The organism is Streptomyces sp. NPDC048172, from assembly GCF_043202595.1.
Lineage (GTDB): Bacteria > Actinomycetota > Actinomycetes > Streptomycetales > Streptomycetaceae > Streptomyces.
The window spans coordinates 87,581-108,082 of record NZ_JBIDAT010000005.1 but is presented as its reverse complement, the minus strand read 5'-3'; the positions used below and the strand labels follow the sequence as shown (position 1 = coordinate 108,082).

The following is a 20,502-nucleotide window of genomic DNA, read 5'->3' as shown; positions in this document are numbered from 1 at the left end:
AACAACCGAATATCGCCCGGGGCCGCCCCCGGCCGTTCGTGAACCGGACGCTCTCACGCCACTTCCCCCACACCCGCCCGTCTGAGACTCTCCGGAAGTCCCCACCCGAATCGCCCGGGAGGTCACGTTGTCCACTGAGCCCACGCCGCCCTCGTCCCGCTTCAGCCGCCGCACCGGTATCCGTACGGCCACCGCGGCGGCCGTCGCGCTCCCGCTCCTCGCGCGGACCGCCACCGCGCACGCCGCGCCGGGCCCCGAGAGACGCCCGGGGGGCGGTGACGGCCGGGCCCTGAACGTCATGACGTTCAACCTCCGCTACGCCTCGGACACCCCGCCGCACAGCTGGCCGGAGCGGCGGCCCGTGATGCGGGCGCTGCTGCGGAAGGAGACGCCGCATCTGATCGGGACGCAGGAGGGGCTGTACCCGCAGCTGCAGGACATCGCCGCCGATCTCGGCCGCCGGTACGACTGGATCGGCACGGGGCGCGCGGGCGGCAGCCGCGACGAGTTCATGGCCGTCTTCTACGACACCCACCGACTGGTTCCGGTCGAGTTCGACCACTTCTGGCTCTCCGACCAGCCCGCTCTGATCGGCTCGGCCACCTGGGGCAACAAGGTCATCCGTATGGTCACCTGGGTCCGCTTCCGCGACCTGCGCACCGGCGGGCAGCTCTACCACCTCAACACCCACCTGGACCACCAGAGCCAGCCCTCCCGCGAACGGTCGGCCGCCCTCGTCAACGAGCGCCTCGCCGCCCTCGACCCGGCCCTCCCGCGCGTCGTCACCGGCGACTTCAACGTCCCGGCGCACGGCAACCCCGTCTACGACACGCTGCTCGGGGACGGCAGGCTCGTGGACACCTGGGACACCGCCGAGAAGCGCAGCAAGCTCTACGCCACCTTCCACGGCTACAAGCCCCTGATCCCCGACGGCGAACGCATCGACTGGATCCTCGCCTCCCCCAAGACCCGCGTCCGCCGGTCGGTCATCAACACCTACTCCCGCGACGACCAGTTCCCCAGCGACCACCTCCCGGTCCAGGCGACCCTGGAGTTCTAGGGCAGACGGGACTTCGACGACACGACCTAGCGGTCCGGCGGAGCCGGGGGGCCGACCAGGGCGCGGCCCTCCGGGGTCGCGGCGTGGAGCGTCCTGCCCGGGGCGCGGAAGGAGTGCGCCAGCCCGGCGCGGCGCAGCACCGCGAGGTGCTGGCTCACCGCGGGCCCGCTGACGCCGACGCGGTCGGCGAGGGCGCCGGTGGTGCGGGCGACGCGGCACAGCTCGGCGAGGATCCCCGCGCGGGTCGTGCCGATGAGCGCGCACAGCGGATGCGCCGCCCGCGCCGGTCCGGCCGTGCGGGCCCGCCGCGCCGGGGCGGCGCGTCCGGACTCCCCGGCCCAGGCCGGTTCGTGCCGGATGGGGTACGTCAGTACGGGCGGCAGCTCCGGATCGGCGAGGCTGACCGGCCCCGGCCAACAGAAGAACGACGGCTGGAGCGTCAGCCCCCGGCCCGCCAGCCGCAGGTCCTGGCGGGCCGGATAGCTCAGGACCTCCAGTACGGGCGCCCGCCAGCGGAAGTCGGGGCCCAGCTCCTTCAGCAGCCGCTCGGTGCCGCCGCGCAGCAGCGCCTGGAGCCGCTCGTGGACGTCGGCCTCGACGTGCAGCCGGAGGGTGGGCCAGTACGCGGCCAGCGCCGCCTCGTGGAAGTGCCGCAGCGCCGCGCCGAGGCGGCCGATCGTCCCGGGGTCGCCCTCCGCGAGGCCCCGGAACCACCCGATCGTGTCACGGCACCGGGCGAGCCGTCCCATGTCGGCGCACAGCCGCGCGCGGGGCGTGCCCAGCACGGTCTCGACGGCCGCGTCGAAGAGGTGCTGGTCCGCGGAGGGCGCCGGGGTGAGGAAGTCCGGCGAGTACCCCCGCGCGGGCAGCAGCGTGCGCAGCGGGTGGGCGGGGGAGGGGAGCCGGGGCCTGACCGCCCTGCGCCAGGCGCCGAACACCGGGGCGCCGTCGCCCCGGAAGAGCGTCTGCACGCCGTTGGCCAGCTCCCACATCACGTCCGGTTCCGCCGCGACCCGTACGCGTGCGAGGTCGTCGGGGGTGAAATGGATGCGCAGCACGGCGTCCTCCTGCCGTGTATGTCAAGGAACGGGATCAACTGCCGCCGGAACAGGGGATGTTAGCCACAGCTTCCGGCCTTTGTGGCCATGATGCCCCTCGGTGACCATGCGGAGAAGGAGGAACGCGATGGCGCACACCGAGGAACTCTCCGGGCTGGGAGCGCTGCTCTCGCCGCCGCGCTGGCACGCGCTGCTGGACCTGGGCTGCCCCCGTGACTACGGCCCCGGCGACGTGCTGATGCGGCAGGGCGAGGCGGCGCAGGTGATCCTGGCGCTGGTCAGGGGCCGGGTCAAGGTCTCGATGCTGGAGCCCGACGGCTGCGAACTGCCCATCGCCGTACGGCACAGGGGCGAGGTGCTCGGCGACATCGCGGTGCTCGACAAGAAGCCCCGCACCGCGACCGTCACCGCGGTGGAGGCCTGTCGGGTACGCGTGGTGCAGGGGGTGCGCTTCGAGCGCTTCCTCGCCGAGCACGGGCTCGAACCCCTGGTACTGAGGCACTCGTTGGGCAGGCTGCGCGAGGCCGAGCTGTACCGGGCCGAGCTGATCGCACTGCCGCTCGCCCAGCGGCTGTCCCGGGCGCTGCTGCGGCTGTGCACCGAGGACGGGGAGGGCGGCGCCGTCGTCGATCTGCGCATGTCGCACGAGGAGCTGGGGCGCGTGGTCAACGCCTCGCGCAACGCCGTCGGCCAGGTGCTCGGCCACCTGCGCCGCCTCGGCCTCGTGGAGATCCGCCGCCAGGTCGTCCACATCCGCGACGTCGACCAGCTCAGGAAGTACGGGGAGCAGGACGACGAGGGCGCCTGACGGAGGGCCGACGGGGATTCCTTCCGGCTCTGCACAGTTCTGGGCACTCGTCCCGTGGGGGCGCGCCCAGAGTGGGGGTCCGGTCGCACCACACCCGAGGACGCACATGGACATGCCCAGCATCGGTCCCCGCTTCAGCCGGGACCTCCCGCCCCACCGCGCCGTGCTCGCGGTGGATCTCGAACGCTTCAGCAGCCACCCCAGCAGCGAACTGACGCGGCTCAGCGCCGCCGTGCCGCGGATCCTCGAAGAGGCCTTGCGGCGCTCCGGGCTGGAGTGGAAGGAACGCCGCTTCCCGCAGGCCACCGGCGACGGTTTCGTGCTCGGCCTCGATCCCGCGCACACGCCTCGGCTGATCCATCCCTTCCTCGGCAGGCTCCAGCGCGTGCTGGAGGAGGAGGCCGCGGAGTCACCGGCCACCCGCGCGGGCGGGCTGCGGATGCGCGTCAGCGTCCACCTCGGCCCGCTGCCCGACAGCGGCGGGGAACGGCCGGGCGACGGCGTGGGCAAGCCCATGAACGACGTGCACCGGCTGCTGGACTGCGAGCCCCTGCGCGAGGCGCTCCGGCGCACCGACCCGTGTCTGACGTTCATGGCGGCGGCCGTCTCCGAGCGCGTGTTCACCGAGGTGGTCGAGGCGGGCTACACGGGCCTGAACCCCGAGGAGTTCACGCGCTGCCGCGCCCGCGTCAAGCAGTTCGCCGAGGACGCCTGGCTGTACGTACCGCTGCTCTCCGGCCCGGCCCTGACCAGCGGCATCGACGGCCGCGAGGACGGGGCGGCGGAGCTGGCGCGGACCGGGCAGGCGGCCGGTGCGACGGTCAACCACGTCGGCCGGGTCGAGGTCAGGGGCTCGGTGGTGCAGGGCCGGAACGTGATCAACAGCAACAACACCACGTACACCAACGAGACCGGCACAGCGCCCCGCGTGCACCCCGCGCCGCGCGCCGAACTCACCTCGGCCCGCACCTGGTACGTCCCGCCGCCCGGTGCGGCGCGCGCCCGTGACGTGCTGCACGCGCGGCACGTGACCGTGCTCGTCGGGCAGCGCGGCGGGCGCAGGACCACCGCGCTGCACCTGCTCGACGAGCTCGCGCGCCGCGACGGCATCAGCGTGGTGGACGTGGTCAAGCACTGGAACGAGCCGACCGTCGGCCAGCTCCCGCTGCACACCGGCTGCGGCTACCTGCTCGACCTCAACGACCCGGCCACCGACCGGCCGGGGCGCGCCTTCGCCGAGGATCTGCGCACCCACGCCGCGCGCCTCGTGGACCGGGGCTCGTACCTGGTGATCACGGTACGTCCCGACCTGTGGCGCGAGTGCTGGGCCGCCGCCGCCGCGCTCACCGTCGAGCCCGGACTGCCCGACCCCGCGCGGGTGCTGGAGGTGCACCTCGCGCGGCTCGGCGCCGCGCCCGTCCCCGCGCTGGAGGTGGGCGGCGCCGCCGAGCCCGCGCCCGGCATCGTGCCCCGCACGGTCGTCGAATGGGCCGAGCTCCACGCCGGCGACATCGACCCCGGGCCCCTCCCGGGCGACCCGGACCTCACCGACTTCGAGCACCTGCGCATCACCGATCCGGAGGGCCGCGCGCTGCTCTTCCAGCTCCGCGAGAGCGGCGGCCCGCGCTCCGAGGTGACGCTCGGCAGGGCCGTTCCCGGCAGCCCGCCGCCCGACATCGCGCTGGACTCCGGGCCCGGCGGCCTGATCCACCGCGACCACTGCCGGATCACGTACAAGGACGGCCGGTGGTGGCTCGTACCCCGTGGGACCAACCCGCCGTCCCTGTGCCGCCGTGGCGACTCCGGGCCCGAGCCGGTCCGTGAGACCACGCGGCTGCGCGACGGGGACGTGATCCATGTGCGGCTCCAGCCGGACGGGGCGGGAGCGCCCCGCGGATGGCAGCTCGAATTCCGCGACCCCCAGTCCACGGGCACGGCACCGAATCCGCCGGAACTCGGCCAACCGGAACTCGGCCAAGGAGAAGACCAGTGACCACGCAGGCGCCTCCTCCCGCCACGCGGAAGCGCGGCCGTGAGACCTCCCGTTCGTTCGCCACCACGGGCCTGATCGCCTTCGGCGTCACCGCGGTGACGGTGCCCCTCGGGCTCCTCGACGGGCTCCCGTTCGTCGGCGAACTCCTCAGCGGCAAGGGCGCGATGGGCACCATCGCCTTCCTCGTCATGACGCTCGCGCTGTGGGTCGTGCTCTTCGTCCTGCAGCGCCTGCGGCAGGCCGCGCGGGAGCAGGCCGCCACGGCCAAGGTGCGCGAGAAGCTGGCCGAACGACCTGCCGCCCGTACCCCGGGCGCCCTCGCCCGTGCCGTCCTGAGCACGCTGGACGCGCAGGGGCGCGAGACGGTCATCGGCCGCCGCCTCACGGCGCTCCTCCAGGGCGGCGACCCCGGCCCCGGCGAGGCCCAGGGCGCCCTCGCGGCCCGCTCCGAGCTGGACCACGCCCGCAGCGACGTCTCCTACGGCCCGGCACGCGCCCTCGTCTGGGCGCTCCCCGCGCTCGGGTTCACGGGCACGGCGGCCGAGATGGCGCACGCCGTCGACGGCCTCAGCACCAGCGTGGGCGGCACCGGCGGCTACGCGGAGCTGCGGGACGCCCTGGTCAAGGACGTCATCCCGCCGCTCGCCGACGCGTTCGGCGTGACGCTCTTCGCGCTGAGCGCCAGCGTCGTCTGCCATGTGCTGCTCACCTGGACCCACGCGCGGGAGGAGCGCGTCCTGCTGGAGACCGAGGAGGCCACGCTGGAGCTGCTGACCGCCTCCACGGGCGGGGGCGCGGGCACCGCGGCGGCGAGCATGCTCAACGGCGAGCTGAGCGGCCTCCAGCAGGAGCTGTCCCGCACCCGCGACACCGTGCAGACCTCGGCCCAGCTGCTGTCCGCCCTGGACCTCACCCCGCTCAACCACCTGCCCCGCCTCGACCAGCTCGGCCGCCTGGAACAGCTCGGCCAGCTCGACGGGCTGGCACAGCTGGGCCAGCTCGGCCAGCTCGCGCCGCTCCTCCAGTCGGTCGACGGGCGGCTGGAGCGCATCCAGGCCGAGATGCGCCAGGACCTCCTGGTCACCCGGCGCCCCGTGCCCACGCCGCCGCCGAGCGCCCCGCGCCCCTTCCGTGGTGACGGCGCATGATCACCGCACCCGTCTACACCCGGAGGCGGCGGAGCGGGGCCGAACACCCGGTCGAGCTGCGCTTCGTGGACATGCTGCTCATCGTCATCGCCACCCTGATGGTCGTGGCCATCGTGCTCAGCGTCATCAGCGCCATCAGCGGCGGCGGGCGCCCCGACGTGGCCCCACGCGTCACCACGCGCTCGGCGCCCGCCGCCGTCGAGGGCCAGCCCTACCGGCTCACCCTCGCCGTCCAGGGCGGCGACGGCCACTACTCCTGGCGTACGGCCAAGGGCGGGTTGCCCGACGGCATGCGGCTCGCCGTTGACGGCACGGTGCGGGGGACCCCCGCGCACAAGGGCACCGCGCGGTTCGCCGTCCGCGTCACCGACGGAACGGGCCGCTCCGCGGATTCCGCCGACCTCGCCCTCACCGTCCGTCCCGCCGGGGCGGGCGAGAAGCAGCGGGTGCGGCCCCGCGTCGAGACGCCCGTGACCCTGCTCGACGACGCGGTGGCCGGACGCGAGTACCGGCACGCGTTCCAGGCGGGCGCCGGGACGCCGCCGTACCGCTGGAGCGTCAAGGGCGACCCGCCCGAGGGGCTGGAGTTCGCGGCGGACGGCACGCTGGCGGGACGGCCGGAGGCGGGCGGGTCGACGTTCACCGTGCTGCTCACCGACGGCAGCGGCGAGACCGCCCGGCAGAAGGTGCGGATGGCGGTCGCGGACGCGCCCGAGTCGCTGTTCTGGCGGGCCCTCGGCTGGCTGCGGACGGGCGTCCGCTGGTTCGGGTACTTCCTGGTCGCCTCGTACGTCGCCGTCCTCATCCTCGGACGCGGTCCCGACGCCGGATCGCCGGGTCTCGTGGGCCGCTTGAGGGCCCGGCAGCAGGGGAGGGGCGCGTAGAGATGGGACTGTCGAAGGGAATGGACCTCTCGACCGGCGAGCGCGTCGTGGAGGTCCGCTACGGGAGCTTCGCCGAAGTCGGCGTGCTGGAGGACGACTTCGAGGGCCGCAAGGTGCTCAAGCGCCTCAAGGACGAGGTGCTGGCCCAGGCCGGTGAACCGCTGGCGACCGCGTTCTTCCACGAGTGCCGCGTCACCGTCGCCCAGCTCCGCGAGGCGCCGCACGTGGCCCCCGCGCTGCTGGCGCTGCGCAACCTGGACGACCTCGGGCCCGTCCTGTTCGTCTCGTACGTGGACGGGCCGCCGCTGCGTGAACTCGTCCGCGCCGGGCGGCAGTCGCTGGGCCAGACCGTGCGGATGGGCGGCCAGCTCGCCTCGGCCGTCGCCTTCGCGCACGAACGGGACGTGCGCCACCGCGACCTCAAGCCCAGCAACGTGCTGCTCACCCGGGACAACCGGATCCAGCTCATCGACTGGGGCCTCTCCCGCGCCCACCACGCGGCCGGGCTCACCGCCGGGGTGCTCGACTATCTCTCGCCCGAGCGCCGCGACGATCTCCCCCTCGACCACCCGGCCGACGACATCTACGCGCTCGGCGTGATCCTCTACGAGTGCCTGACCGGCGGCTATCCGGCGGAGGGCGCCGACGGGCAGCGGCTGTCCGCCGCGCTGAGCGAGGCGCACCCGCTCACGCCCGCACACCTGCCCGAACTCGTCGCCCGCATGCTCGCGCCCCGCGCCGAGGAACGGCCGACGGCCGCCGAGGTCGCCGTCACGCTCGGCGACGACGGCCTCCAGGCCGACGTGGCCGCGCGCGAGGTCGAGCAGGCGTTCTGCCGTACGTGCGGCTTCGTGGCCGCCGCGGGACGGCCGGAGGAGACGTGCCCGGTGTGCCACGCCGCGCTGTACGAGCGGTACGCCAGCCCGCCGCAGGAGGGCATGGTGCGGGTGCCGCCCGGCGTCTTCACCCACGGCATGAGCCGCAACCAGGCACACCAGGCGCTGCTGGCCGCCGGGCAGAACACCGACCCGCAGAACCTCGACCAGCTCGCCCCGGCCGACGACGAGCCCCGCGAGGTGTTCGTGCCCGGCTTCGACATCGACGTCGCGCCCGTCACCAACCAGCGGTACGCGGAGTTCGTCGAGGCCACCAACTACCCGGTGCCCAAGGACCAGCGCGTCGGTCTCTCGCTGCTCCCCGACCACCCGGTGGTGCACGTGACCTGGCGCGACGCGCTCTGCTACGCGCTGTGGGCGGGCAAGCGGCTGCCCCTGTCCATGGAGTGGGAGAAGGCGGCGCGGGGCGACAAGGACAACAGGACCTACCCGTGGGGCGACGTGTGGCGGGAGAACCGGTGCAACCACTCCCAGTACCGCCCCGACCGGTTCCTCGCCACGAGCCCTGTCGCCGCCTTCACGCGCGGTGAGTCCGACGGCCGTTCGCCGTTCGGCGTCTCGGACATGGCCGGGAACGTCAGCGAGTGGATCTCGCACAGCCGGGCCTCGCACTCCCAGGGCCGCGACCCGGAGATGAGGGCGGTGTGCGGCGGCGGCTGGACCGACCCGGTGGCGCTGTACGGGGCCGTGTCGATGCAGCTCCGTGCCGCGATCGACTACCACAGCGAGTCGGTCGGATTCCGCTGCGTGAAGGACATCGCCTACCAGGAACGGAAGGTGACGGAGCGCCAGGAGGAGTAGCGCTGCCCCCCCGCCCGTACGACCAGCCAGGGGGGAGAGGCGGGGGGGGATGTGGCCCCGAGGGGGAACGGGGGCCCGAGGGGGGGAGACGGGGGCCCCGAGGGGGACCGGGGGGCGGTGGGGCGGCGGGGGTCAGACCTCCGCCGCCTCCCGTACGTCCGCCGCCACCTCCGCGCTGAGCGCCGCCCGCACCAGTCCCGCCGCCAGCCGCGCGAGGTCGTCCTCCGGGACCAGCTCCGCCAGCTTCTCCGCCGACCCGGGCAGCCCCAGCTTCTCCGCGCCCTGCAGCGCCTTGCGGTCCAGGTACGGCCGGAACTCGGGCCACACCGCCTGTGCCTCCCGCAGGAAGATCGCGACGCCGACGGGCCCGATGCCCGGCACCTCGCGCAGCGCCCGTTCGAGATCTCCGGCCCCGCGGGTCTTGCGCAGATCGCCGCCGTACGCGCGCAGCAGGAGTTCGGCGCCCTCCCCGAGCTGGGTGGACGTGCGCTCGTCGTAGCGCCGGTAGCCGCCCTCTCCCAGTGCGTCCACCCGCCGCTGCCAGCCCGCGTCCGCCATCCGCCGCGGCGTCCGCAGCCCCGCGTCCGACAGCGCGCGCGAGGCGGCCACCGCGATGTCTGCGCGGATACGGGCGCTCAGCAGCAGCGAGAGGACCAGCAGCCGGTAGAGCGGCGAGGGGGTGTCGCGCAGGGTGATGCCCGCCTCCGCGGCGTACGTCCGCCCGTGCCGCTCCAGCAGGGCCCGCACCACCGCCTCGTCGCGCCTGTCGCGCCTGTCGTGTCCTTGTGACTGCCGTGACTGCCGTGACTGCCGTGACTGCCGTGACCGTGCCATGGGCGCCTCCTCGGTTCGGCGCACGGGTCCCCGTCCGTACGGGACCTACGCGCACCTCGCGTACGACACCGTCACCCCTTCCTCGCACCGGCGCGCGCGGAAACGCCTCACCACCCCGCGACGTCCGGCATCCGTACCGGCGCCGAGCCCGCCGCGAGCGAACGGGCCCCCGCCACGCCCACGAGCGAGGCGGCGACGGCCGCGCGTACGGGCACGCGCGGGGGCTCGCCCTCCTCGACCGTGCGCCGGAACGCCTCGACGACCAGCGCCGTGCCCTCCTCCATGGGGTCCACGGGCCCGCCGCCGACGTGCACGGCCTCCGGGGCCCGGATCTCCTCGCGGGTCTCGCCGCCGCTCGCCCAGCCCTCCCGGCGGACGCGCACGGACCACGCGTCACGCCCCGGCGCGCGCAGCGACTCGGCGAGCCCCTCGGAGCCGCGCACCGACAGCCACGACCAGTGGCTGTCCGGCTCGCCCTGGAGGAACGTCTGCCGGGTCACGGCCAGCGCGCCCGTCGACAGCCGCGTCACCAGGACCACGGCCATCGGCCGCTCGTCCGCGCCGACCGGGTGCGCGGCGACCTCCACCGGCCAGGCGCCCGTGACGTCCAGGACGGGGGAGAGGGTGTGCGTGCAGTACGCCGTCGGGGAGATCCGCCCCCGCCAGTGCGCGGGGTCCCCGGCGAGCGCGCGGACGTCGGCGGGCGGCAGCGCGTGCAGGTAGTCGCACTCGACGAGCTGGGCCTCGCCGACCTCCCCGGCCTTCAGCGCCTCGGCGATCGTCCGTACGTGAGGGTGCTCGACGTAGTTCTCGGCGAAGGAGTACGTGGCCGTCGACGCCTGGGCCGCCGCGACCAGCGCCCGGCCCTCCTCCTCGGTCACGCACGCCGCGCACTCGCTCAGCACATGGATGCCGCGCTCCAGGAAGGCGACGGCCGGTGCGGCGTGCCCGTCGAAGTCGTTGGCGAGCACCACCGCGTCAGCCCCGGCCTCCAGCAGCTCCGCCCATCCGGAGGCCGTACGCGCCGCGGGGAACTCCTTCGCGGCCTCCGCCAGCAGCTCCGCGTCGGGGTCGCAGACCGCCGCCACCTCGAAGCCCACCCGCTCGCACCACCGCGCCAGCAGCAGCCCGCGCCGCAGGCCCGCGATCATCACTCGTGTCATGGGCGACACCCTGAGCGGAACGGGCCCCGCCCGCAAGCCAATTGATCACCGTACGGGCGCCGCGCGAGCGGCGGTACGACTCTGGCCCCCTCCCGCGAGCTGACGTACCGTCAAATCCCTCTCCGCACGGCACACAGCCCCGGGAGGCAGCCCGTGACCGACGACGACCGACCCGTCGCCCTCGACGAATACCCCGTCCACCAGGTGCCGCTCTCCATGCGCCACGTCGCCACCGGCGACCGCAACGCCTACGACCGGTGCATCTTCCAGGTCCTGGACCACGCCGGGCACACGCTCCTGATCACCGGCCTCGGCGTCTACCCCAACACCGGGGTCATCGACGCCTACGCCACGCTGCGCACCGCCGACGGCCGCCTCCGCGCCGTCCGCGCCTCCGACGCGCTCGGCGACGACCGGATGCGGCTCGCCGTCGGCCCGCTGAGCGTCACCGTCGAGGAGCCGCTGCGCCGCCTCCGCCTGCGGTGCGACCCCGACCCGGACGACCCGGCCTCGCTCTCGTACGACCTGACGTGGACCGCGGCCTTCCCCGCCCTCTGGGAGCCCCACCACCTCCAGCGGCGGGGCGGCCGGCTCACCCTGGAGGCCCGCCGCTTCGCGCAGGCGGGCACCGTCACCGGCACGGTCCGCGCGGACGGCGCGGACATCCCCGTGACGGCGGGGGAGTGGACCGGGATCCGCGACCGGAGCTGGGGCGTCCGCCCCATACCCGGCGAGGAGGCGGGACGCGCCGCCGCTGACCACCCCACCGAGGGCTTCCACTGGATATGGTGCCCGGCCCGCTTCGACGACCGCTTCGTGATGGTGATCCTCCAGGAAGACGCCGACGGCCACCGCACCCTGAACGGCGCCGTCGAGGTCCGCGAGGGCCACCGCGACCGCCAGCTCGGCTGGCCGTACGCCGACATCGCCTACCGGCCGGGCACCCGGCACCCCGAGCGCGCCGTCCTCCATCTCACCGACCCCGCCGACCGCAAGCCCCTCGAACTCCACGCCGAGGTCCTCACCTCCTCGCCCCTCGCCGTCGGTGCCGGATACCCGCCCGCCGACGACTGGCAGCACGGCACCTGGCAGGGCAGGGGCTGGACCGACCGGCGTACGTACGACCTGAGCGACGCGGCGGCGCACCCGCTGGCGGCGTACGGCGTGATCGATCACGCGGCCCGCTTCACGCTCGACGGGCGGACGGGGTACGGGATCTTCGAGCACGGCAGCTTCGGCCGCCACGACCCCAGCGGCTTCACCGGCTTCGGCTCGGTCGCCCCCGGCGCCGGCACCGGCGCCGGCACCACGGGGGAGCGGTCATGACGGTCCCGGACCGCCCCCGCACCACCACGCGCCACCCCGCCGCACTCGCCCGCGCCCTCGACGCCTGGCTCGCCACCCGGCTCCCCGGAGCGCGTGCCCTGGACCCCGTGGTCCCCGAGAGCAACGGGATGTCCAGCGAGACCGTCCTGTTCGGCCTCGACCACCCCGACGCGCCCGCCACCGGCTGCGCCCTGCGCCTCGCCGCCGACCCCGCCGCGTACACGGTCTTCCCGCGCTACGACATGGCCCGCCAGTACCGCACCCAGCGCCTGGTCGCCGCGCACAGCGACGTGCCCGTGCCCCGCGTCCTGTGGCTGGAGGAGGACGAAGGGCCGCTGGGCGCCCCGTTCTTCGTCATGGAGCGCGTGGAGGGCCGCGTCCCGCCGGACGTCATGCCCTACACGTACGAGGGAAACTGGCTGCACTCCGCCACCGACGCCGAGCGCGCCGCGCTGCAGGAGGCCACGCTCTCCGTGCTGGCCCGGCTGCACGGCCAAGTACCGGCCGAGCTGGCCGGGTTCCTCGCCGAGCCGGGGCCCGGCACGCCGCTGCGCCGCCATGTGGCCGCTCAGCGCCGCTACTACGAGTGGGTCGTCGCGGACCAGCCCCGCTCACCCGTGATCGAACGCGGCTTCGCCTGGCTGACGTCCAACTGGCCTGATGAGGAGGGGGATACGGTCGTGTGCTGGGGCGACGCCCGTATCGGCAACATCGTCTACGACGGCTTCGAGCCCGTCGCCGTCCTGGACTGGGAGATGGCCGCCCTCGGCCCGCGCGAGCTGGACCTGGGCTGGACGGTCTATCTGCACCGGTTCTTCCAGGACCTGACGGAGTCCATGGGCCAGGAGGGGCTGCCGGGGTTCTTCGACCGCCGCGCGGTCGAGGCGCGCTACGCGGAGCTGACGGGGCACACCCCGCGCGCGATGGACTTCCACACCTTCTACGCGGCGCTGCGGCACGCGATCGTGATGCTCCGGATCGCCTACCGCCGTATCCACTTCGGGGAGGCCGTGCCACCGCCGGACCCGGACGACCTCATCATGCACCGCGCCTCGCTGGAACGGATGCTGGAGGGTTCGTACTGGGGAGAGGTGAGGACATAAGGGAGTGGAGCCCCCTGAGGAAGGAGGGGGCGCCTCTCGTGGAACCTGGAACGTGGAGCAGGTCGTACGGTCAGCGCTGCGCGGGCACCCGCTCGCGCCGCATGGGCCGGGAGCCCGGTCCGCCGACGTGGGAGAACGGCTGCGTCCTCCAGTCCAACTCCTCCGGCAGCGTGAGCAGTTCGGCCATGCCGAGCTCCCTGGTCTCGCCCTCGCCGTCCGCGGGCGGCGCCGCGTCCGTCACGGGACGGCCCGCGCCCTGGCACATCGTCAGGCCGAACGGGTCCCAGGGCGTCGCGCACAGCGCGTGCACCGGAAGGGACTCCTCCTGGGCGAACAGCGCGATGGGCTGCCCGCAGTCCGGGCAGTTCACCCGGTAGCTCTCGAAGGTCTCGCTGTCGAGGTCCGCGGTGTCGATGCCCTCGGCACCTGTCTCCGGGCCGCTCCCGGCGGCCACCGCCGCCGCGTCCTTCCGAACGGCGTGGACCGACTTCATCGTGCGCATGCAATCCCCCTCGGGTGGACCGACCGGGCTGGGCTCCGGCCACAGCAAGCACTTCCCGCCGCGCCACTCGCATAATCGCCACACACGGGAGGACACGGGCGCACACATGTGGCCTTGGTCACACGCCGTGCGGGGGGTGTGCTCCGGCGGCGCCGTCCGCTGTGCCGGAGCGTGCCCGGCGCAGTACGGTGATCCACCGTGGAGGACTTGGACCGACAGATCGTGGAACTGCTCGTCAGGGACGGGCGCATGAGCTACACCGACCTGGGCAAGGCCACCGGCCTGTCCACCTCGGCCGTGCACCAGCGCGTACGCCGCCTCGAACAGCGCGGCGTCATCCGTGGCTACGCGGCGCTCGTGGACCCCGAGGCGGTCGGCCTGCCGCTCACCGCGTTCATCTCGGTCAAACCCTTCGACCCCAGCGCCCCCGACGACATCTCCGACCGCCTCGCCGAGGTCCCGGAGATCGAGGCGTGCCACAGCGTCGCGGGCGACGAGAACTACATCCTCAAGGTGCGCGTCGCCACCCCCATCGAGCTGGAGCATCTGCTCGCCCGTATCCGCACCCTGGCGGGGGTCTCCACCCGTACGACGGTCGTCCTCTCGACCCCGTACGAGTCACGCCCGCCCCGCATCTGACGCGCCGACCCCGCGCGCCGTACGGGAGCCGGGGAGCGGGAGACTGTCCCCATGAGCGACAGGACAGCCCACCACTCCGACAGGCCCCGCACCACCCTGCTGCGCGGCGGCGAGGTCCACAGCCCGGCCGACCCCTTTGCGACCGCGATGGTCGTCGAGGGCGACAGCATCGCCTGGGTCGGCTCGGAGGGGGCGGCCGACTCCTTCCTCGACGGCGTCGACGAGACCGTCGACCTCGACGGCGCGCTCGTCACCCCGGCCTTCACCGACGCACACGTCCACACCACCGCGACCGGCCTCGCGCTGACCGGGCTCGACCTCTCGGGCGCCCGTACGCTCGCCGACGCGCTCACCCGCGTGCGCGCGCACGCCCAGGAGCGGCCCGGCGACCGGGTGCTGCTCGGCGCCGGGTGGGACGCCAGTGCCTGGCCCGAGCAGCGGCCCCCGCGCCGCGCCGAGCTGGACGAGGCCACCGGCGGCAGGCCCCTCTACCTGCCGCGCGTCGACAAGCACTCGGCGCTCGTCACCACCGCGCTCCTCGACCTCGTGCCCGGCGTCACGGGCCGCGAGGGGTACGCGCACGACGCGCCGCTCACCGGGGACGCGCACCACGCCGTGCGCGAGTTCGCGTACGGCACGCTCACCCCGGCCCAGCGCGCCGAGGCGCAGCGGGCCGCGCTCGCGTACGCCGCGTCCGTCGGCATCGGCAGCGTCCACGAGTGCGCGGGGCCGCGGATCTCCGGCGAGGAGGACTTCGCCGCGCTCCTCGCGCTCGCCGGCGGTGAGCCCGGTCCCCGGGTCTTCGGCTACTGGGCCGAACTCGTCACCTCAGCAAAGGAAGCCGCACGTGTGAGCGAACTCGGGGCCCTCGGGGCCGCGGGCGACCTCTTCGCCGACGGCTCCCTCGGCTCCCACACGGCACACCTGTGCGCCCCGTACGCGGACGCCCCCGGAACCACCGGCTCCGCCCACCTCGACGCCGACGCGGTCGCCGCGCACGTCGCGGCCTGCACGGAGGCCGGGATCCAGGCCGGGTTCCACGCCATCGGCGACGCCGCGATCGAGGCCGTCACCGGCGGCGTGCGCCGCGCCGCCGAGGCCGTCGGCCTCGCCCGCGTCCGCGCGGCCCGCCACCGCGTCGAGCACGCCGAGATGCTCACCGAACAGACGATCGCCGACCTCGCGGACCTCGCCCTCACGGCCTCCGTGCAGCCCGCCTTCGACGCGGCCTGGGGCGGCGACGACGGCATGTACGCGCGGCGCCTCGGCACGGACAGGGCCCGCACTCTCAACCCGTACGCCGCCCTGCAGCGCGCGGGCGTCCCCCTCGCCCTCGGCTCCGACAGCCCCGTCACCCCGCTCGACCCGTGGGGCACCGTCCGGGCCGCCGCCTTCCACCGCACCGCCGGGCACCGCATCTCCGTGCGCGGCGCCTTCACCGCGCACACGCGCGGCGGCTGGCGCGCCCTCGGCCGCGACGACGCGGGCGTCCTGGTGCCCGGTGCGCCCGCCGACTACGCGCTCTGGCACACCGGCGAGCTGATCGTGCAGACGCCCGACACCCGCGTCTCCAACTGGTCCACGGACCCCCGCTCCGGCACCCCTGGCCTGCCCGATCTCACCCCCGGCGGCCAACTCCCGGTCTGCCTGCGGACGGTGGTCGCTGGACAAACGGTCTACGCACGGCCGAACGAGTGATGTACGGTCGCCCGATACCGCCGAACGAGATCGCCTCGGCCTGTCGCGGTACGCGCACCCCCTCCGCACTGACCTGCTGATTTGCTGAAACACCCCAGGCCAGGAGGCTGTTGACAGGAAACGCCCGTGGGCGGGTAGGTTCGGCCGGGTCCACCACAGGACGTCCGACCGGGGATCTTCCGCGCAGTCGTCGAACGCCGCTGGGCCATGGGGTGGTGCGCCGCACCGGTACACCACCACTGGGAGCCAGGTCCAGCGCCCGCGGCACGGGGGCGGAAGCTTTCAGCTGGTCGGCAGGTGTGACCCGGGGCGGGGCCCGGACGCTCAGTAGACAACGGCTTTCGGTCGGCCCGCAGCCAGCGGGTCCCAGGTCGGCCCGAAGGGCACCGGGCCCCGATCCGCAGCCCCCTCCCCGGGCGCCGGGGCCGCGGGGGCGAGCCGGTCCATACCGGGCGGTAACCGCGTCACCTCGGGCTTCTCTCGCTTTCCACAGCTTTACGAACCCCCGCCCCGCGCCTGCCCTTCCGCGTTGTACGGTCACTTCACCACCGCACGACCTGCAAGGAAGGCCGCGACCTTGGCTTCGGGCCCTGACACCACTTCCGCTTCCCCCTCGGGCCAGGCGCCCGAGGAGCAGGAAGCGGCATCGACCGTGCCCGGCGACGCGCCGGGATCCGGGGGCGACCCGCGGCCCGACGAGGCACGCGTGAGCGACGAGGGGAGAGAAGGGAGCGCGGGCGTGCCGACGGCGGAGTCCGCGGACACCGGCACCCCTGAGCCTCCCGGCCGCCCCGGGCGGTTCGCCCGGCTCGGCGCGCTCGCCCGCCGCGAGGCGCTCCGCACCGCGCTCGCCGCGCTGAGCGGCTGCGCCCTGGGCCTCGCCTTCCCGCCGTACGGGCTGTGGCCGCTCTCGCTCGTCGCCGTCGCCGCCTTCGCCCTGCTCACCCGGGGCCGCACGGCACGCCAGGGCGCCTGGCTCGGGCTCGCCTTCGGCTGGCCCTTCTTCACGCTGCTCCTGAAGTGGCTGCACGTCGTGGGCTGGGACGCGGTCATCGGGCTCGCGTTCCTCCAGGGGCTGTTCGTCGCCGTGCTCGGCGCCGCGCTGGCCGTCACCTCACGGCTGCCCGCGTGGCCGCTGTGGGGCGCCTGCCTGTGGGTGTGCGAGGAGTTCCTGCGCGACCGCATCCCCTTCGGCGGCTTCCCCTGGGGCCGTCTCGCGTTCGCCAACACCGGCTCGCCCTTCACCCCGCTCGCCGCCCTCGGCGGCGCGCCCCTGGTGACCTTCGCCGTCGCCCTGACCGGCGGGCTCCTCGCCGCCGTCGCGGTGGGCGCCTGGCGGCTGCGCACGGCCCCCCGCGAGTCGCGTACGTACGCGACGGCGGGCGGCGCCCTCGTCCTCGCCGCGGCCGTCACCGCCGCCGGGTTCGCGGTGCCCGTGCCGACCAAGGCCGACGACACCGTCCAGATCGCCGTGGTGCAGGGCAACGTCCAGCAGCCGGGCATGGACTTCCTCGGCCGCCCGATGAAGATCCTCAACAATCACGTCGAGGCCACCCTCGACCTCGCCAAGAGGGTCAAGGCGGGCAAGGAGAAGCAGCCCGACCTGGTCATCTGGCCCGAGAACGCGTCGGACCTCGACCCCTACAAGTACCCCGAGGCCGGGAAGCGGATCGACCAGGCGGTCAAGGCCGTCGGCGTCCCCGTCCTCGTCGGCGCGCTGGTCGACCACCCCAAGAAGGAGGGGTACGTCGAGAACCAGGGCATCGTCTGGGACCCGAAGAAGGGCCCCGGCGCCTCGTACACCAAGCAGCACCCGGTGCCCTTCGGGGAGTACGTGCCCTTCCGTGACCAGCTCTCGAAGGTCATCACGCGGCTCCAGCGCGTCCCGCGTGACTTCTACCCCGGCGACCACACCGGCGTCCTCCAGACGGGTCCGGCCCGCCTCGGCGACGTCATCTGCTTCGAGGTCGCCTACGACGAGATCCCGCGCGACACCGTCAACGACGGCGCGCGTGCCCTCGTCGTCCAGACGAACAACGCGACGTACGGCGAGACCGGCCAGCCCGAGCAGCAGCTCGCCATGTCCAAGCTGCGCTCCGTCGAGCACGGCCGGGCCATCGTGACGGCCGCGCCCAGCGGCATCAGCGCCATCGTCGAGCCGGACGGAACGGTCCGGGAGCGCACCGAGGAATTCACCCAGGACGTGATCACCGGTACGCTCCCGCTCCGCGACGGCAGGACGCTGGCCGACCGCGTCGGTGCCGCGCCGGAATGGACGCTCGCTATCGTGGGCGTCCTGTCCTGCGCCGGAGCGTGGATCCTCGGCCGCCGGGCCCGCAGGACCGGCGAGCGCCCCGGCGGCACGGACGGCACCACTCAGCAGGAAGCGCGACAGGAGGAGCAGCACCAGTGACGGACGGCGAACAGCGGCGCTACGGCCCGCTCGGCACGGCCCTGGTCATCATCCCGACCTACAACGAGGCCGAGAACATCAAGCCGATCGTCTCCCGGGTGCGCGCGGCCGTTCCCGAGGCCCACGTCCTCGTCGCGGACGACAACAGCCCGGACGGCACCGGCAAGATCGCCGACGAGCTCGCGGCCGAGGACGACCACGTGCAGGTCCTGCACCGCAAGGGCAAGGAGGGCCTCGGCGCCGCCTATCTGGCGGGCTTCCGCTGGGGGATCGACAACGGCTACGGCGTGCTGATCGAGATGGACGCCGACGGCTCGCACCCGCCCGAGGAGCTGCCCCGGCTGCTCACCGCGCTGGGCGGCGCCGACCTGGTCATCGGCTCGCGCTGGGTCCCGGGCGGGCGCATCGTGAACTGGCCGAAGTCGCGCGAGTTCCTCTCCAAGGGCGCCTCCACGTACTCCCGGATCCTCCTCGACGTCGACGTGCGCGACGTGACGGCGGGCTTCCGCGCCTTCCGCAAGGAGACGCTGGAGAACATCGGCCTGGAGAACATCGCCTCGCAGGGGTACTGCTTCCAGGTCGACCTGACCCGGCGCACGGTCCACTCGGGCCACCACGTGGTCGAGGTCCCCATCACCTTCGTCGAGCGCGAGCACGGGGACTCCAAGATGAGCCGCGACATCATGGCCGAGGCGCTCTGGCGGATCGCCGCGTGGGGCGTCGAGGACCGGGTGAAGAAGGCTCTCGGTCGAAAGCGCACCTGAACCAGGCACACTTGCACTATGACGACGCGCGCACCGTTCCCGTACGAGCCGCAGGACGAGCAGTCGGGCCCCGGCGGCCCCGGTGGTCCGGAGGGTTCCGGGGCGGGGGGCCGCAAGCCCCGCCGCTCCCGGGCCCGGACCTTCCTGCCGCTCGCCGTCGCCGCGTGGGTGGTGCTGGAGATCTGGCTCTTCATGCTCGTCGCCGAGGCGACGAGCGGGCTGCTGGTGCTGCTCCTGATCGTCGCGGGCTTCGTGCTCGGCGCGGCCCTCATCAAGCGCGCCGGTCGCCGCGCCTGGCGGAATCTGGCGGAGACCGTCCAGCGCGCCCAGGACCAGGCCCGCGCGGGCACCCCGCCGGACGAGGAGAGCCTCGCCGCGGGCAAGGGTGAGGGCAACGGGACCGCGATGCTCGGCGGCCTGCTGATCATGATTCCGGGGATGCTCTCGGACGTCGCCGGTCTGCTGCTCCTCTTCCCGCCCACCGCGAAGCTGCTGCGCGGGGCCGCCAAGCGCTCGCTGGAGCGCCCCCGGGCACATGCCCCGGGCAGCCTCGGCGACGCCTACCAGCAGGCGCGCAGCGCCGAGGAGCAGGTCCGGATGCACCGGCCCGACGGCAAGGTCGTCCAGGGCGAGGTCGTCCGCGACGACGAGCCGCCCACGAAGGGCTGAGCGCGCCCGGCGCCCCTGGAGGCGCCGGAACAGCACAGCGAGAGGGCCTCAGACCACGGGGTGGTCTCAGGCCCTCTCGCTGTGTGCCAATCGGGCGTGGCGCAGGCGCGTGCCGCTCGGTCAGGCGGACTTGCGCTTGCCCCCGCTGTTGTCGTCACGCGGATGAACCGCGATGTTCATCGTGCCGGACCGCAGCACGGCGAGCCGCTCCTCGAGGACCTCTTCGAGCTCCTCGCGGGTACGGCGCTCCATGAGCATGTCCCAGTGCGTACGCGCCGGCTTCCCCTTCTTCTCTTCCGGACCCTCTCCGTCCACAAGGAGTGCCTGTGCGCCGCACACCTTGCACTCCCACTCGGACGGAATCTCGGCCTCCACCGAAAACGGCATCTCAAATCGATGGCCGTTCTGGCATGCGTACTCCACGGCCTGGCGCGGGGCCAGGTCGATGCCGCGGTCGGTCTCGTAGCTGGTCACCACGAGTCGCGTGCCGCGAAGAGCTCGCTCACTCATGAATTCGTGCCTCCCGGGCTTGTCGCCCACAGGACAGGTGTCGCTGTCGTCGTCATCCGGTCAACGTCCGGCCGGCGGTGAAGATTCCCGTTTGGGGACACGCGTCGCCCGACGTGCCGCCGCCTCGTTGAATATGCGGTACCCCCCGGTGACCGGTTTGTCACAACTGACAGGAGATGTCACCCACTGTTCGCATCTCTTTGGCGTGCAGTAACGGTCCATCCGGTGAGCCA

The 20,502-nt window shown here is 73.9% G+C and carries 18 protein-coding genes; 13 read left to right on the top strand and 5 right to left on the bottom strand.

What is annotated here, in order from left to right; genetic code table 11:
* The first annotated feature begins 127 nt into the window (after window positions 1-127).
* Window positions 128-1,060 carry an endonuclease/exonuclease/phosphatase family protein gene (locus ACGF3A_RS22245; RefSeq protein ID WP_393731997.1) on the top strand — a complete coding sequence of 311 codons (933 nt, stop codon included), beginning with the start codon at window positions 128-130 and terminating at the stop codon, window positions 1,058-1,060.
* A gap of 26 nt (window positions 1,061-1,086) precedes the next feature.
* Here ACGF3A_RS22245 and ACGF3A_RS22240 read toward each other — a convergent pair whose 3' ends face one another.
* Window positions 1,087-2,118 (bottom strand): ArsR/SmtB family transcription factor, encoded by a 1,032-nt coding sequence (locus ACGF3A_RS22240; protein WP_393731996.1) that lies wholly within the window; start codon window positions 2,116-2,118, stop codon window positions 1,087-1,089.
* A gap of 127 nt (window positions 2,119-2,245) precedes the next feature.
* Here ACGF3A_RS22240 and ACGF3A_RS22235 point away from each other — a divergent pair, with 127 nt between their 5' ends.
* The 5 genes from ACGF3A_RS22235 (at window position 2,246) to ACGF3A_RS22215 (ending at window position 8,648) form a co-directional block, all read left to right on the top strand.
* A complete protein-coding gene (locus tag ACGF3A_RS22235) occupies window positions 2,246-2,926 on the top strand; it encodes a Crp/Fnr family transcriptional regulator (RefSeq protein WP_393731995.1) in 681 nt (226 codons plus the stop codon).
* Window positions 2,927-3,038: 112 nt separating this feature from the next.
* Entirely contained in the window at window positions 3,039-4,919 is a 1,881-nt protein-coding gene (locus ACGF3A_RS22230) for an FHA domain-containing protein (RefSeq protein WP_393731994.1), read from the top strand.
* A complete protein-coding gene (locus ACGF3A_RS22225) occupies window positions 4,916-6,067 on the top strand; it encodes a hypothetical protein (RefSeq protein WP_393731993.1) in 1,152 nt (383 codons plus the stop codon). The genes ACGF3A_RS22230 and ACGF3A_RS22225 overlap by 4 nt, the downstream gene beginning before the upstream one ends.
* Complete coding sequence (locus ACGF3A_RS22220) at window positions 6,064-6,951, top strand: putative Ig domain-containing protein (RefSeq protein ID WP_393731992.1); 888 nt, start codon at window positions 6,064-6,066, stop codon at window positions 6,949-6,951. The genes ACGF3A_RS22225 and ACGF3A_RS22220 overlap by 4 nt, the downstream gene beginning before the upstream one ends.
* A gap of 2 nt (window positions 6,952-6,953) precedes the next feature.
* Window positions 6,954-8,648 carry a bifunctional serine/threonine-protein kinase/formylglycine-generating enzyme family protein gene (locus ACGF3A_RS22215; RefSeq protein WP_393731991.1) on the top strand — a complete coding sequence of 565 codons (1,695 nt, stop codon included), beginning with the start codon at window positions 6,954-6,956 and terminating at the stop codon, window positions 8,646-8,648.
* Between the two features lie 132 nt (window positions 8,649-8,780).
* Here the strand turns inward: ACGF3A_RS22215 and ACGF3A_RS22210 are convergent, their stop codons facing one another.
* Window positions 8,781-9,482, bottom strand: coding sequence for a hypothetical protein (locus ACGF3A_RS22210; protein WP_393731990.1), 702 nt, complete (start codon window positions 9,480-9,482; stop codon window positions 8,781-8,783).
* Between the two features lie 107 nt (window positions 9,483-9,589).
* A complete protein-coding gene (locus tag ACGF3A_RS22205; RefSeq protein WP_393731989.1) occupies window positions 9,590-10,645 on the bottom strand; it encodes a Gfo/Idh/MocA family protein in 1,056 nt (351 codons plus the stop codon).
* A gap of 216 nt (window positions 10,646-10,861) precedes the next feature.
* Between ACGF3A_RS22205 and ACGF3A_RS22200 the strand changes: the two genes are divergently transcribed.
* A complete protein-coding gene (locus tag ACGF3A_RS22200; RefSeq protein WP_393732633.1) occupies window positions 10,862-11,971 on the top strand; it encodes a hypothetical protein in 1,110 nt (369 codons plus the stop codon).
* Entirely contained in the window at window positions 11,968-13,074 is a 1,107-nt protein-coding gene (locus ACGF3A_RS22195) for a phosphotransferase family protein (protein WP_393731988.1), read from the top strand. The genes ACGF3A_RS22200 and ACGF3A_RS22195 overlap by 4 nt, the downstream gene beginning before the upstream one ends.
* A gap of 70 nt (window positions 13,075-13,144) precedes the next feature.
* Here ACGF3A_RS22195 and ACGF3A_RS22190 read toward each other — a convergent pair whose 3' ends face one another.
* A complete protein-coding gene (locus ACGF3A_RS22190; RefSeq protein WP_393731987.1) occupies window positions 13,145-13,576 on the bottom strand; it encodes a hypothetical protein in 432 nt (143 codons plus the stop codon).
* Window positions 13,577-13,774: 198 nt separating this feature from the next.
* Between ACGF3A_RS22190 and ACGF3A_RS22185 the strand changes: the two genes are divergently transcribed.
* From ACGF3A_RS22185 to fxsA, 5 genes are all read left to right on the top strand, one after another.
* Entirely contained in the window at window positions 13,775-14,215 is a 441-nt protein-coding gene (locus tag ACGF3A_RS22185; RefSeq protein WP_393731986.1) for an Lrp/AsnC family transcriptional regulator, read from the top strand.
* Between the two features lie 51 nt (window positions 14,216-14,266).
* Window positions 14,267-15,913 (top strand): amidohydrolase, encoded by a 1,647-nt coding sequence (locus ACGF3A_RS22180; protein ID WP_393731985.1) that lies wholly within the window; start codon window positions 14,267-14,269, stop codon window positions 15,911-15,913.
* Window positions 15,914-16,490: 577 nt separating this feature from the next.
* Window positions 16,491-18,326, top strand: a complete 1,836-nt coding sequence (gene lnt, locus ACGF3A_RS22175; RefSeq protein WP_393731984.1) for an apolipoprotein N-acyltransferase — start codon at window positions 16,491-16,493, stop codon at window positions 18,324-18,326.
* Window positions 18,323-19,090, top strand: coding sequence for a polyprenol monophosphomannose synthase (locus tag ACGF3A_RS22170; RefSeq protein WP_393731983.1), 768 nt, complete (start codon window positions 18,323-18,325; stop codon window positions 19,088-19,090). Before lnt ends, ACGF3A_RS22170 begins: the two co-directional genes overlap by 4 nt.
* A gap of 18 nt (window positions 19,091-19,108) precedes the next feature.
* Window positions 19,109-19,759, top strand: a complete 651-nt coding sequence (gene fxsA / locus ACGF3A_RS22165; protein WP_393731982.1) for an FxsA family membrane protein — start codon at window positions 19,109-19,111, stop codon at window positions 19,757-19,759.
* A 120-nt stretch (window positions 19,760-19,879) separates the two neighbouring features.
* Here fxsA and ACGF3A_RS22160 read toward each other — a convergent pair whose 3' ends face one another.
* Entirely contained in the window at window positions 19,880-20,269 is a 390-nt protein-coding gene (locus ACGF3A_RS22160) for an RNA polymerase-binding protein RbpA (RefSeq protein ID WP_344534005.1), read from the bottom strand.
* Between the last annotated feature and the right edge of the window lie 233 nt (window positions 20,270-20,502).

Coding starts and splice junctions, on each gene's coding strand:
- ACGF3A_RS22235 (WP_393731995.1), top strand. CDS start 2,246: ATGGCGCACACCGAGGAACTCTCCGGGCTGGGAGCGCTGCTCTCGCCG.
- ACGF3A_RS22230 (WP_393731994.1), top strand. CDS start 3,039: ATGCCCAGCATCGGTCCCCGCTTCAGCCGGGACCTCCCGCCCCACCGC.
- ACGF3A_RS22220 (WP_393731992.1), top strand. CDS start 6,064: ATGATCACCGCACCCGTCTACACCCGGAGGCGGCGGAGCGGGGCCGAA.
- ACGF3A_RS22215 (WP_393731991.1), top strand. CDS start 6,954: ATGGGACTGTCGAAGGGAATGGACCTCTCGACCGGCGAGCGCGTCGTG.
- ACGF3A_RS22210 (WP_393731990.1), bottom strand. CDS start 9,482: ATGGCACGGTCACGGCAGTCACGGCAGTCACGGCAGTCACGGCAGTCA.
- ACGF3A_RS22205 (WP_393731989.1), bottom strand. CDS start 10,645: ATGACACGAGTGATGATCGCGGGCCTGCGGCGCGGGCTGCTGCTGGCG.
- ACGF3A_RS22200 (WP_393732633.1), top strand. CDS start 10,862: ATGCGCCACGTCGCCACCGGCGACCGCAACGCCTACGACCGGTGCATC.
- ACGF3A_RS22195 (WP_393731988.1), top strand. CDS start 11,968: ATGACGGTCCCGGACCGCCCCCGCACCACCACGCGCCACCCCGCCGCA.
- ACGF3A_RS22190 (WP_393731987.1), bottom strand. CDS start 13,576: ATGCGCACGATGAAGTCGGTCCACGCCGTTCGGAAGGACGCGGCGGCG.
- ACGF3A_RS22180 (WP_393731985.1), top strand. CDS start 14,267: ATGAGCGACAGGACAGCCCACCACTCCGACAGGCCCCGCACCACCCTG.
- fxsA (WP_393731982.1), top strand. CDS start 19,109: ATGACGACGCGCGCACCGTTCCCGTACGAGCCGCAGGACGAGCAGTCG.
- ACGF3A_RS22160 (WP_344534005.1), bottom strand. CDS start 20,269: ATGAGTGAGCGAGCTCTTCGCGGCACGCGACTCGTGGTGACCAGCTAC.